This is a genomic window from Enterobacter sp. MG-EB028, assembly GCF_056673305.1.
Genome location: NZ_CP195079.1, coordinates 3,536,816 through 3,550,036 on the forward strand (window position 1 = coordinate 3,536,816; position 13,221 = coordinate 3,550,036).

Annotated in this window: 11 protein-coding genes; 4 read left to right on the plus strand and 7 right to left on the minus strand. The window is 59.4% G+C overall.

Going from position 1 to position 13,221, the window contains the following annotated elements; genetic code table 11:
* Window positions 1–21 precede the first annotated feature (21 nt).
* The 4 genes from ACR42C_RS16715 to ACR42C_RS16730 form a co-directional block, all read right to left on the minus strand.
* Complete coding sequence (locus ACR42C_RS16715) at window positions 22–951, minus strand: sugar ABC transporter substrate-binding protein (RefSeq protein ID WP_041908742.1); 930 nt, start codon at window positions 949–951, stop codon at window positions 22–24.
* A 31-nt stretch (window positions 952–982) separates the two neighbouring features.
* On the minus strand, window positions 983–1,969 hold the full coding sequence (gene iolG, locus ACR42C_RS16720; RefSeq protein ID WP_063452892.1) for an inositol 2-dehydrogenase: 987 nt from the start codon (window positions 1,967–1,969) through the stop codon (window positions 983–985).
* Between the two features lie 301 nt (window positions 1,970–2,270).
* Window positions 2,271–4,196: a 3D-(3,5/4)-trihydroxycyclohexane-1,2-dione acylhydrolase (decyclizing) gene (iolD, locus tag ACR42C_RS16725; protein ID WP_320719991.1), complete on the minus strand. Its 1,926-nt coding sequence runs from the start codon at window positions 4,194–4,196 to the stop codon at window positions 2,271–2,273.
* A gap of 11 nt (window positions 4,197–4,207) precedes the next feature.
* Complete coding sequence (locus tag ACR42C_RS16730) at window positions 4,208–5,713, minus strand: CoA-acylating methylmalonate-semialdehyde dehydrogenase (protein ID WP_163330574.1); 1,506 nt, start codon at window positions 5,711–5,713, stop codon at window positions 4,208–4,210.
* Between the two features lie 292 nt (window positions 5,714–6,005).
* Between ACR42C_RS16730 and ACR42C_RS16735 the strand changes: the two genes are divergently transcribed.
* A complete protein-coding gene (locus tag ACR42C_RS16735) occupies window positions 6,006–6,836 on the plus strand; it encodes a MurR/RpiR family transcriptional regulator (RefSeq protein ID WP_008502123.1) in 831 nt (276 codons plus the stop codon).
* A 56-nt stretch (window positions 6,837–6,892) separates the two neighbouring features.
* Here ACR42C_RS16735 and guaA read toward each other — a convergent pair whose 3' ends face one another.
* Complete coding sequence (guaA, locus tag ACR42C_RS16740) at window positions 6,893–8,470, minus strand: glutamine-hydrolyzing GMP synthase (protein ID WP_025912810.1); 1,578 nt, start codon at window positions 8,468–8,470, stop codon at window positions 6,893–6,895.
* A 67-nt stretch (window positions 8,471–8,537) separates the two neighbouring features.
* A complete protein-coding gene (guaB, locus tag ACR42C_RS16745) occupies window positions 8,538–10,004 on the minus strand; it encodes an IMP dehydrogenase (protein ID WP_014884799.1) in 1,467 nt (488 codons plus the stop codon).
* A 158-nt stretch (window positions 10,005–10,162) separates the two neighbouring features.
* Here guaB and xseA point away from each other — a divergent pair, with 158 nt between their 5' ends.
* Genes xseA through ACR42C_RS16760 form a run of 3 tightly spaced genes read left to right on the plus strand, consistent with a single transcriptional unit; the run spans window position 10,163 to window position 12,965 of the window.
* Window positions 10,163–11,536: an exodeoxyribonuclease VII large subunit gene (xseA, locus tag ACR42C_RS16750; protein ID WP_192983569.1), complete on the plus strand. Its 1,374-nt coding sequence runs from the start codon at window positions 10,163–10,165 to the stop codon at window positions 11,534–11,536.
* A 58-nt stretch (window positions 11,537–11,594) separates the two neighbouring features.
* Window positions 11,595–12,614 (plus strand): M4 family metallopeptidase, encoded by a 1,020-nt coding sequence (locus ACR42C_RS16755; protein ID WP_479984352.1) that lies wholly within the window; start codon window positions 11,595–11,597, stop codon window positions 12,612–12,614.
* Complete coding sequence (locus ACR42C_RS16760; RefSeq protein ID WP_320719982.1) at window positions 12,615–12,965, plus strand: protealysin inhibitor emfourin; 351 nt, start codon at window positions 12,615–12,617, stop codon at window positions 12,963–12,965.
* Here ACR42C_RS16760 and ACR42C_RS16765 read toward each other — a convergent pair.
* On the minus strand, window positions 12,962–13,183 hold the full coding sequence (locus ACR42C_RS16765) for a zinc ribbon domain-containing protein (protein ID WP_479984353.1): 222 nt from the start codon (window positions 13,181–13,183) through the stop codon (window positions 12,962–12,964). The two genes, ACR42C_RS16760 and ACR42C_RS16765, sit on opposite strands and share 4 nt — an antisense overlap.
* Between the last annotated feature and the right edge of the window lie 38 nt (window positions 13,184–13,221).

Below are 13,221 nucleotides of genomic sequence, written 5' to 3' on the forward strand. Positions count from 1 at the left end.
CCAAAGGCGGCTCGGGACATATCAGTTACCGGCCTCACCGATACGCTCAGCCTGCTGCAGGTTCTCTTTGGTGATCAGCGTCGGCGGGTAGTCGGCCCCGGTGATGGCTTTCTTCTCGCGTACATTGGCCACCAGCTGGCTCATCGCCGTCTGCACCGCAAAGCCCGGACGCTGATCCGCCGTTACCGCCAGCCAGCCGTCGCGCACGCGGGCCAGCGCTTCCGGCACCGCATCAAACCCGGTTACGAGGATCTCACCCGGCTTCACGCCCTGGCTTTGCAGCGCTTCAATCGCCCCCAGCGCCATGTCGTCGTTGGCGGAGAGGATCACCTGCGGGCGTTTCGGCAGCGAGGGCAGCACGCTTTCAACGATGCGCATCCCTTCGGAACGCATCCAGTTGCCGGTCTGATCGGCGACGATCTTGTACTTATCCCCGCCCGCCTTCAGGCTGTCGCGGATCCCCTTAGTGCGTTCAATATTGGAGGAGGAGCCCGGCTGGCCGGTCAGCAGAATGATCTCCGCGCCGTCGGGGAATTTGGTTTTAACGAAGTCGCCAATCGCCTGGCCGCCTTTGTAGTTGTTGGCGCCAAAGTGCGGCACTTTCTTCTGGCTGTCGACGGAGCGGTCAAGGGTGACCACCGGCAGCTTCGCATCCTGAATTTCATCCACCGCGCTGGAGACCGCGTTCACGTCGTTCGGGGAGACGATAAAGCCCTGCGCCCCGCGGGTGATGGCGTTTTCCAGGTCAGCCACCTGCTTCGGTGAACTGCCCTGCCCGTCCAGTACCTGAAGCTTCACGCCCATCTCTTTTGCGGCTTTCACCGCCGTGCGCTGCATGTGAACTTCAAACGGCATCGCCAGGTTTGGCGTACTGAAAACAATCTGCTCGTTTTCGGCGAGGGCGGCCCCGGATGTCATGGCGATGAGGGCGGCTAAGATCAGTTTTTTCATTATTATGTCTCTCTGTGTAGGGTTGGTGTGTTTAGAGGACGATCTCGCGCTGGCTACGCAGCGACTCCAGCGCTTTATCCGCAAGGTACAGCGCACGTTCACCATCATCGCCGCTGCAGTCAGGCACCGCTTCGCCGCGTAATACCGCAACAAAGTGTTCCCATTCCGCGGCGTAAGCGGATTTGTAGCGCTGCAGGAAGAAGTGTTCCGGCAGCGCGCTGGTGCAGCCCTGTTTGCCATAGTGCTGCACCTGGTTTTCCAGGATATTGCCCGCGCACAGCAGCCCTTCGGAGCCGTGCAGCTCCAGGCGCTGGTCGTAGCCGTAAGATGAGCGGCGGCTGTTGACGATGGTCGCCATTGCGCCGGAGGCGTATTTCAGAACGATAAACGCGGTGTCGATATCCCCCGCCTCGCCAATCGCCGGATCCACCAGGTTGCTGCCCTGGGCATACACCGACACCGGCTCTTCGCCCATGATGAAGCGGGCCATGTCGAAGTCGTGAATGGTCATATCGCGAAACATGCCGCCGGAGACGCGCACGTACTCTGCGGGCGGCGGAGACGGATCGCGGGAGATGATGAGCAGCGATTCCGGTTTGCCGATGCGCCCGGCCTGGGCGTCGGTTTTCACGCGGCGGAACTGCGGGTCAAAGCGGCGGTTAAAGCCGATGAACAGCGGCACGTCGTACTCTTTAACCACCTTCAGGCAGTCGCGCACGCGGGCGAGGTCAAGGTGTACCGGCTTTTCGCAGAAGATGGCCTTACCGTGGCGGGCGGCCATTTCAATCAGATCCGCGTGGGTATCGGTGGCGGAGGCGATCAGCACGGCATGAACGTCAGGGTCGGTCATCGCCTCAATGAGGCTCTGCTGGCGGGCCTGATATTGGGTGGCGATGCGGGTGGCAAATTCCTGATTCGGGTCAACCACGGACCAGAGCGTGGTCGCGCCGTGGCTGGCGATGTTAGCTGCATGTACCTGGCCAATTCGGCCAGCGCCCAGTAAAGCAATGTTAAACATAACGGCTCCCGGTGTTGGTGAATGCTGTGAACTAACGACCCTATAAATAAAACATTTATTTCATTTTTATAAATAGTGAAAATTATGTTTTTGAGTGCGGGTTAACATTTTTGAGATGAATGAGATAAATTTTGTTATCAATCTCACAACATTGAGGAAGGGATGCCCCTCACCCTAACCCTCTCCCCAGAGGGGAGAGAGGACGGTTGAGTGCGGGCTTTTCCCCCTCGCCCCTCTGGGGAGAGGGCCGGGGTGAGGGGGAAAACAAAATGAAATGAAAATTTCGTTACGAAGAGAAATCTCAATACTGGCGGGCTTTTTTCACCTGCGCCTGGGTGTGCTCCGCGGCCTCACGCACGGCAGACGACTCTGCCACCTGCGCGTCACCGGTTCGCCACCAGGAGGCGTAATCGTGGGTCATGGTCTTCGGCAGCACCTTGATGTCCAGCAGCGTCGGGCCCGGATGCGCCCGGGACGCCTCCAGCGCTGCCAGCAGGCTTTGCTCATCGTTTACCCGCCACGCGCGGCAGCCGTAGCTCTCCGCGTTTTGCGCGAAATCGACCTTCACCAGCGGCCCGTCGAGCCGCCCGGTTTCCGGGTTGCGCTGGCGGTTTTCCGTGCCAAAGCTGCCCATCCCGTGCCCCATCTGCAGGTTGTTGATGCAGCCGAAGCTGGCGTTATCAAACAGCAAAACGGTGACCTTAATCCCCTCCTGCACGGCGGTTTGCAGCTCGGAGTGCAGCATCATGTAGGAGCCATCCCCCACCATGGCGTACACCGGCAGCCCGGGTCTGGCGAGCTTCGCGCCGATGGCCGCCGCAATCTCGTAGCCCATGCAGGAGTAGCCGTACTCCAGGTGATAGCTGTCCGGCGTTTTGACCTGCCAGAGGCGCTGTAAATCGCCCGGCAGCGAACCGGCCGCGCCCACCACAACGGCGTTATCTTCAACATGCTGGTTGATCAGCCCCAGCACCCGCGTCTGGGTCAGGCGGGTGTTGAGCGTCTCGCCGTATTCCGCCAGCTGCGCATCCATGTGCCCCGCCACTTCAGGCGCGTCGTCAGGGCGCCACTGGCGATCCCACAGGCGGCGGCACTCGTCGCGCCAGGCGGATTTCGCCTGGGCGATCGTTTCTCCCCAGCCGCTGCGGTAATCCCTGAGCGCGTGGGTTAATGCCTGGAGTCCGGTTTGGGCATCGGCAATCAGCGCGGTGGCGTCCAGCTTCAGGGCGTCAAACTCGGCCACGTTCAGCAGCAGGAATTCAACGTCCGGGTGGGAAAAGAGCGCCTTAGAGCCGGTGGTAAAATCGGTCAGGCGGGTGCCGATGCCGATCACCAGGTCAGCCTGTGGCGCAAGCTGGTTAGCGGCCATTCCCCCCGTTACCCCTACGCCGCCCAGATTAAGTGGGTGGTCACTTACCAGCGCCCCCTTTCCGGCCTGGGTTTCGGCAAACGGCAGCTGCAGCGTCTCGACAAATTCGCGAAACGCCTCATGCGCGCCGGAATAGCGCACACCGCCGCCGCACACCACCAGCGGACGACGTTTGCGGGCGATCAGCGCCCGCGCCTGCGCCAGACGCTGCGGGTCAGGCGGACGACGCTCAATGTGGTGCACGCGACGCGCGAAGAAGCTCAGCGGGTAATCCCAGGCTTCTCCCTGCACGTCCTGCGGCAGGCAGATGGTCACCGCCCCGGTATTGGCGGGGTCAGTAAGCGTTCGCATCGCGCTTAGCATGGCGCTCATCAGCTGCTCGGGGCGGTTAATGCGGTCCCAGTAGCGGGAGACCGGACGGAAGCAGTCGTTGGTGCTGATGCTGAGATCGTGATACTGCTCGATCTGCTGCAGCACTGGGTCCGGCTGTCGGCTGGCGTAGATATCGCCCGGCAGCAGTAAAAGCGGGATGCGGTTCGCGGTGGCGGTTGCCGCGGCGGTCACCATATTGGCGGCGCCCGGCCCGACCGAGGAGGTGACGGCAAAAATGCGCTGGCGGCGGTGCTGTTTGGCGAATCCCGTCGCCATGTGAGCGATACCCTGCTCGTTGCACCCCTGCATGATTTTCAGATGACCGGGCTCCTGCTCCAGCGCCTGGCCGATACCCAGCACGTTGCCGTGCCCAAAGATGGTCGCCACGCCCTCGACAAAGGGCGTTTCATTGCCATCCACGCTGACGTACTGTTGATTAAGGAACCGGACCAGCGCCTGGGCCATGGTCATACGTTCGGTTTGCATAACGCCTCCTGTCAGCCCAGCGTCGGCATGGAGAACGCAGCGCTTGTCTCCTGCTGCATTTCCGGCCAGCGCGCGGTGATGGTTTTCATTCGGGTGTAGAAGCGCACGCCGTCGCTGCCGTGGACGTTGAGCGCGCCAAAAATCGAGCGCTTCCAGCCGCCGAAGCTGTGGAACGCCATCGGCACCGGGATCGGCACGTTGACTCCCACCATGCCCGCCTGCACCTCTTCGCAGAAGCGGCGAGCGCAGCCGCCGTCGCGGGTGAAAATCGCTGAGCCATTACCATATTCATGGCGGTTAATCAGATCCACCGCGCTGGCGTAATCTGCTACGCGCACCACAGAAAGTACCGGGCCGAAAATTTCTTCTTTATAGATGGTCATCTCCGGGGTGACGTTATCGAACAGCGTCGGCCCGACGAAGTAGCCCTGCTCGTGCCCCTTCACGCTGAAGCCGCGACCGTCCACGCGAAGTTTTGCCCCCTGCGACTCGCCGCTGTCGATGTAGCCCAGCACCTTGCTGCGGTGCGCGGAGGAGATAAGCGGCCCCATTTCGTTTTCCGGCGTCTGGTCCAGGCCCGGCCCGACGCGCAGCGCGGCAATCTGTTTTTCCAGCCGGGCGCAGAGGTCATCGGCGGTTTTATCCCCCACAACCAGTACCACCGAGAGCGCCATGCAGCGTTCCCCCGCCGCGCCGTAGGCCGCGCCCATAATGGCGTTGGCCGCCATCTCCATGTCGGCATCCGGCATGAGAATGCAGTGGTTTTTCGCGCCGCCCAGCGCCTGACAGCGCTTACCGTGGGCGGACGCGGTCTGGTAAATGTATTCCGCAATCGGCGTGGAGCCGACAAAGCTCACCGCCTGTACGCGCGGGTCGGTCAGGAGCACGTCAACGGATTCCTTATCTCCCTGCACCACGTTGAAGACGCCGTCCGGCAGGCCAGCCTCTTTCAGCAGCTGGGCCAGCGCGAGCGCAAGAGAGGGATCTTTTTCAGAGGGTTTCAGCACGAAGGTGTTGCCGGTCGCCAGCGCAATCGGGAACATCCACATCGGCACCATCGCCGGGAAGTTAAACGGCGTGATCCCGGCGCAGACGCCGAGCGGCTGCATCAGCGAGTGGCTGTCGACGCCGGTACCGACATTCGCCGAGTGTTCACCCTTTTGCAGATGCGGGATACCGCAGGCAAATTCCACCACTTCCAGACCGCGGGTCAGTTCACCCACCGCGTCGGAGAAGACCTTGCCGTGCTCTTCGCTGATGATGCGGGCCAGGCGCTCCATGTTCTCCTCCAGCAGCGCCTTGAAGCGGAACATCACGCGCGCGCGCTTAAGCGGAGCCTGGCGCGCCCACGCAGGAAACGCCTGCTGCGCGGCGGCAATCGCCTGTTCGGTTTCCCGCGCCGTACTCATCACCACCTGGCGGATTTGCTCGCCGGTGGCCGGGTTGAAGATCGCCTGAACGCGCTGGCCTGAACCGGTGACACATTCGCCGTGAATAAAATTCGCTACCGTCTCCATCCTTAACCTCTCGCTGTTGATACGTGACTGTTACCTGAACGCTGTGTACTGAACACTATATATGAAACAAATATTCCATTTTAAGTTGAAATAAAATAAATAATGATTAATGTGATCAAGGATGGATTTTTATGTTAACAGCCAGCAACACTGACGCCGCGTGCGCTATTAAGGGATTTCGGGCGAGGAAATGACTGAAGCTTCTGTTTCATTTTTGCTGCCAGATGGATGGCCGACATTTAAAAGACGCGGTTTTGCGTTTAGAATCATAAGACTGTATTTGGGGGATAACATGACGACAGCAACCAGCCTGAACGAACTGCAGCAGCAAATCCGCGATCGCTACGATAGCCTGAGCAAGAGGCTGCAGCAGGTGTCCCGCTACGTGCTGGATAATACCAACAGCGTGGCCTTTGATACGGTTGCCGTCATTGCCGAGCGCGCCGACGTGCCGCCGTCGACGCTGATCCGCTTTGCCAACGCCTTTGACTTCACCGGCTTCAACGAAATGAAACAGCTGTTTCGTATGAACCTGGTTGAGGAGACCGCCAGCTACAGCGACCGCGCCCGGCTGTTCCGCGAAATGGAGAGCGAGGCCGTGCCGGAAACGCCGCTCGATATCCTGCAGGAGTTCGCCCGCTCGAACGCGCAGGCGCTGCAGCAGCTGGCCGCCCGCGCCGAACCGGAAATGCTGGAGCGCGCGGTACAGCTGCTGGCCGACGCCGACACTATCTACATCGCCGGACTGCGCCGCTCCTTTAGCGTCGCGGCCTACCTCACCTACGCCCTGAGCCACCTCGAGTGTCGCCCTATCCTGCTCGACGGCATGGGCGGGATGCTGCGCGAGCAGATCAGCCGCATTAAGGCGCGCGACATCGTGGTGTCGATCAGCTTCTCGCCGTACGCGGAAGAGACGGTGATGGTCAGCGAAACTGCCGCCAGCGTCGGCGCGAGGCAGATTGTGATTACGGACAGCCAGATAAGCCCGCTGGCGACGTTCAGCGATCTCTGCTTTGTGGTGAAAGAGGCGCAGGTTGATGCGTTCCGGTCACAGTCGGCAACGCTGTGCCTGGTGCAGTCGTTGGTGGTGGCGCTGGCGTATCGGTTGGGGGAAGGGAAGTAAGGAAATAAAAAACCCCCTGCACAGGCAGAGGGTTTGGGTGTTAATTCAGAGGGAAATCATTCCCACTCAATCGTAGCCGGTGGCTTACCGCTGATGTCATATACGACCCGCGATATACCATTGACTTCATTAATTATTCTGTTAGACACGCGGCCTAAGAAGTCATACGGCAAGTGCGCCCAGTGCGCGGTCATGAAGTCAATGGTTTCCACCGCACGCAGGGAAACAACCCAGTCGTACTTACGGCCATCGCCCATTACGCCGACGGAGCGAACCGGCAGGAACACGGTGAACGCCTGGCTCACTTTGTTGTACAGGTCAGCTTTGTGCAGCTCTTCGATGAAGATCGCGTCCGCGCGACGCAGCAGGTCGCAGTACTCTTTCTTCACTTCACCCAGCACGCGCACGCCCAGACCCGGACCCGGGAACGGGTGACGGTAGAGCATGTCGTACGGCAGGCCCAGTTCCAGACCGATCTTACGCACTTCGTCTTTGAACAGCTCGCGCAGCGGTTCAACCAGACCCATCTTCATCTCTTTCGGCAGGCCGCCCACGTTGTGGTGAGATTTGATGACGTGTGCTTTACCGGTAGCGGATGCGGCAGATTCAATCACGTCAGGGTAGATGGTCCCTTGCGCCAGCCACTTCACGTCGTCCAGCTTCAGCGCTTCTTCGTCGAACACTTCCACGAACACGCGGCCGATGATCTTACGCTTCGCTTCCGGATCGTTCTCGCCTTTCAGCGCGTCCAGGAAGCGCTGCTCGCCTTCCACGTGAACGATGTTCAGACCGAAGTGGTCACCGAACATGTCCATAACCTGCTTAGCTTCGTTCAGGCGCAGCAGGCCGTTATCCACGAACACGCAGGTCAGGTTTTTGCCGATGGCACGATGCAGCAGCATCGCGGTCACGGAGGAGTCCACGCCGCCGGAGAGGCCGAGGATCACTTTGTCATCGCCAACCTGCTGGCGGATACGCTCAACGGCGTCGTCGATGATTTTTGCCGGGGTCCACAGCGCTTCACACTGGCAGATGTCGCGCACGAAGCGCTCCAGCATGCGCATACCCTGACGGGTGTGGGTCACTTCCGGGTGGAACTGCACGCCGTAGAAGCGTTTTTCTTCGTTCGCCATGATGGCAAACGGGCAGCTCTCGGTGCTGGCTACGGTGACGAAGTCAGACGGGATAGCGGTGACTTTGTCGCCGTGGCTCATCCACACGTCCAGCAGCGGTTTGCCGTCTGCGGTCAAGGAGTCTTCGATACCGCGCACCAGCGCGCTGTCGTTAACCACTTCAACCTGTGCATAGCCGAACTCGCGCTCGCTGGAGCCTTCTACGTGGCCGCCCAGCTGCATGGCCATGGTCTGCATGCCGTAGCAGACGCCGAATACCGGCACGCCAGCTTCGAACACGTACTGTGGCGCGCGCGGGCTGTTCTCTTCGGTGGTACTTTCCGGGCCGCCGGACAGGATGATGCCGCTTGGATTGAATTCGCGAATCTGTGCTTCCGTGACATCCCACGCCCACAGCTCACAGTAAACGCCCAGTTCACGTACGCGACGCGCCACCAGCTGAGTGTACTGAGAACCGAAGTCCAGGATGAGAATGCGATGTTTATGAATGTTTTCCGTCATTGACGCTAATTCCGAGGCAAGTGAAACAAAAACAGAGCGCCCGGCAGAAGCCGGGCGCGGAAACTTATCAGGAGCCCAGACGGTAGTTCGGGGACTCTTTGGTGATCGTCACGTCGTGAACGTGGCTCTCCTGGATACCCGCACCGCTGATGCGTACGAATTCCGCTTTAGTACGCAGCAGGTCAATGGTACCACAGCCGGTCAGACCCATACAGGAGCGCAGGCCGCCCATCTGCTGGTGAATGATCTCTTTCAGACGGCCTTTATAGGCAACGCGACCTTCGATACCTTCCGGTACCAGTTTGTCAGCGGCGTTATCGGTCTGGAAGTAACGGTCGGAGGAACCTTTGGACATCGCGCCCAGGGAGCCCATGCCGCGGTAGGATTTGTAAGAACGGCCCTGGTAGAGTTCGATTTCACCCGGGGATTCTTCGGTACCGGCCAGCATGGAGCCTACCATCACGGCAGCTGCGCCAGCGGCGATGGCTTTAGCGATGTCGCCAGAGAAGCGGATACCGCCGTCAGCGATAACCGGAATACCGGTGCCTTCCAGCGCTTCAACCGCGTCAGACACGGCGGTGATCTGTGGAACGCCCACGCCGGTCACGATACGCGTGGTACAGATAGAGCCTGGGCCGATACCCACTTTCACCGCGCTGCAGCCGGCGTCAGCCAGCGCGCGAGCGCCTGCGCCAGTGGCCACGTTACCGCCGATGATCTGCAGGTCAGGGTATTTGGCGCGGGTATCACGAATACGTTGCAGAACGCCTTCGGAGTGGCCGTGAGAGGAGTCAATCAGCAGGACGTCAACGCCCGCAGCAACCAGCGCGTCAACGCGCTCTTCGTTACCGGCACCCGCGCCAACCGCAGCGCCAACGCGCAGACGGCCATGCTCGTCTTTACAGGCGTTCGGTTTACGTTCAGCTTTCTGGAAATCTTTAACGGTGATCATGCCGCGCAGGTGGAAGTTCGCATCCACCACCAGCGCTTTCTCAACGCGTTTTTCGTGCATTTTCGCCAGCACCACGTCGCGGGTTTCACCTTCGCGCACGGTCACCAGACGCTCTTTTGGCGTCATGTACACGCTGACAGGCTGGTTCAGGTCAGTCACGAAGCGCACGTCACGACCGGTGATGATACCGACCAGTTCGTTGTCTTCGGTCACTACCGGGTAACCGGCGAAGCCGTTACGTTCGGTCAGGGCTTTCACTTCGTGCAGGGTGGTGGTTGGCAGAACGGTCTGAGGATCGGACACGATGCCGGATTCATGCTTCTTCACGCGGCGAACTTCTTCCGCCTGACGCTCGATAGACATGTTTTTATGGATAAAGCCAATGCCGCCTTCCTGTGCCAGGGCGATTGCCAGGCGCGCTTCCGTCACGGTGTCCATTGCCGCGGAGAGCATAGGAATGTTCAGACGAATGGTTTTCGTCAACTGCGTGCTGAGGTCGGCAGTATTCGGCAGAACGGTGGAATGAGCGGGAACGAGGAGGACGTCGTCAAACGTCAGTGCTTCTTTAGCGATACGTAGCATGGGCAATATCTCTGACCTGGGTGGTTAAATATTGCCGTGGCATTATACAGAGCGTAACCGATTGCATCTACACTTTTTTATAAAAAAGCTTGCGATTGCCTCTCAGCAGGTTACTATCGACTGAATAACTTGCTGATTTAGAATTTGATCCCGCTCACATGTTATCCTCTCAATCCCCCTCAATTTATACCGTTAGCCGCCTTAATCAGACGGTGCGTTTGCTGCTTGAGCAGGAAATGGGGCAGGTCTGGATCAGCGGTGAGATCTCTAACTTCACGCAGCCGTCCTCCGGCCACTGGTACTTTACGCTAAAAGACGATACCGCCCAGGTGCGCTGCGCGATGTTCCGCAACAGCAACCGCCGCGTCACGTTCCGCCCTCAGCACGGCCAGCAGGTTCTGGTGCGCGCCAATATCACCCTGTATGAACCGCGCGGTGATTATCAAATTATCGTCGAGAGCATGCAGCCTGCGGGCGAAGGCCTTCTGCAGCAGAAGTATGAACAGTTAAAAGCCAGGCTCTCTGCCGAAGGATTGTTCGACCAGCAGTTCAAAAAGCCGCTGCCATCGCCTGCCCACTGCGTGGGGGTGATTACCTCGAAAACCGGTGCCGCTCTGCACGATATTTTGCACGTGCTGAAGCGTCGCGACCCTTCCCTGCCCGTCATCATCTACCCCACCGCCGTGCAGGGTGACGATGCGCCAGGACAGATAGTTCGCGCCATTGAGCTGGCGAACGCCCGTCAGGAGTGCGACGTCTTAATCGTCGGGCGCGGCGGCGGCTCGCTGGAGGATTTGTGGAGCTTTAACGACGAGCGCGTGGCGCGGGCAATCTTTGCAAGCGTTATCCCCGTGGTGAGCGCCGTCGGGCACGAAACGGACGTGACGATTGCCGATTTTGTCGCGGATCTGCGCGCGCCTACGCCGTCCGCGGCGGCGGAAGTGGTGAGCCGTAACCAGCTGGAGTTGCTGCGCCAGATTCAGAACGGCCAGCAGCGTCTTGAGATGGCAATGGACTACTTCCTTGCCAACCGTACCCGCCGCTTTACTCAGCTTCATCATCGTCTTCAGCAGCAGCACCCGCAGCTGCGTCTGGCGCGTCAGCAGACCGTGCTGGAACGCCTGCGTCAGCGCATGAACGTTGCGGTGGACGCGCAGCTTAAGCGCGCGGTAGCGCGCCAGCAGCGTGTTACGCAGCGCCTGAACCAGCAGAACCCGCAGCCGAAAATTTATCGCGCGCAAACGCGCATTCAGCAGCTGGAGTATCGTCTGGCGGAGACTCTCCGGGCGCGTCTGAGCACCACCCGCGAACGTTTTGGCAATGCGGTGACCCATCTGGAAGCCGTGAGCCCCCTCTCCACGCTGGCGCGCGGCTATAGCGTGACGACGGCAGCGGACGGCAAAGTGCTGAAGCAAGCAAAACAGGTGAATACCGGTGATGTTCTTACCACCCGGCTGTCTGACGGCTGGGTAGAAAGCGAAGTGAAATCAATTAAACCGGTGAAAAAGACGCGTCAGCGCAAAACCGGATAATTCTTCGCCGGTTACTTACTATACTGCTGCTATTCCCTTTTTTAATAAGGAGAGCAGCATGTCCCATCTTCGTAGCGTTATTCCCCCTTATATTCTTCGTCGTATTATCGAAAGCGGTTCCGAGCCGCAGCAGCGCTGTGCCCGCCAGACCTTAACCCACGTCCAGACCCTGATGGCGCATATGCCGGGCAAACCCGCCGCGCCGCACGTGAATAAAGCCGGTCAGCTTGAGCGCGATATCTACGATGCGAAACAGACCCAGGAGCTGCCGGGTAGGCAGGTGCGTTATGAGGGACAACCCTCCAACGGCGATGTGGCGGTGGATGAAGCCTATAACTATTTAGGTATCACCCATGATTTCTTCTGGAAAGAATATCAGCGTGATTCGCTCGATAATAAGGGGCTTATTTTGACCGGCACCGTGCATTACGGTCGGGAATATCAGAACGCCTTCTGGAATGGGCAGCAGATGGTATTCGGTGACGGCGACGGGGAAATCTTTAACCGCTTTACGATTGCCATCGACGTGGTGGCGCACGAGCTGAGCCACGGCGTAACCGAGACCGAAGCCGGGCTCATCTATTTTGAGCAATCGGGCGCGCTGAACGAGTCCCTGTCAGACGTGTTTGGCTCGCTGGTGAAACAGTATCATCTGAAGCAAACCGCCGATAAAGCAGACTGGCTGATTGGTGAAGGGCTGCTGGCCGCGGGCATTAACGGCAAAGGGCTGCGCTCTATGTCTGACCCCGGCACCGCCTACGACGATCCTCTGCTAGGCAAAGACCCCCAGCCCGCGCATATGAAAGATTTCATCAAAACGCGCGAGGATAACGGCGGCGTACATCTTAACTCCGGCATCCCTAACCGGGCGTTTTATCTGGCCGCGACCGCAATCGGCGGCTATGCGTGGGAAAAAGCGGGTTATGCCTGGTACGACACGGTTTGCGATCGCAATCTGGCGCAGGATGCAGATTTTGATGCCTTTGCAAAACTGACGATAGCGCACGGAGAGAAACGCTCCGGTAGCGACGTTGGGGCGGCAATAAAACAAGCCTGGGAACAGGTGGGAGTGCTGTAAATGCAGGTTCCGGAACTGACGGATGACGCCGTGGTTGAGCTGGCCCGGGAAGGCGGCGTCGCTTTTATTCCTAAGCTGAGCGGCCAGCGCACCATCGCGCTCTCCTCGCTCAATGAGGCCCAGCGCCAGCGTCTGGTGAGCATACTCGAGCAGGCCTTCCCGCGCGGCCAGCCGCCCGGACAAGTCTCTTCCCCCGGCAGCGGGGATCAGCGCTATTTCCGCATCCAGATTATCTGGACCGGACAAAATCAGGCGCACTACGCCGATATCATCGTGCTGGTGCCGGAGCAGGAAGCGCCCGAGTCGCTGATCGAGCTGTGGAAGAAAGGCGAAGGCTGCGTGTGCGATTAACTTTCGGCCCGAACAAACTCCACGCGTTTTTTAGAGATAAGACCGTGGCCGTTCTGGCAGAAATAATCCACCGCCCCGCAGGCTTTTAAGACCTGGAGTGGCTGATGACACTCCGGGCAGCGGGCTTCGAGCGCAATATCTTTATTACAGCTGTCGCAGTGCGCCACCCCGTTCAGGGGTTCAAGCGGTGCCTGGCAATCCGGGCAGGTAATGGTCATGATGTCTCCTTCAGGGCGTTCTGGTCTGCGATAATTTT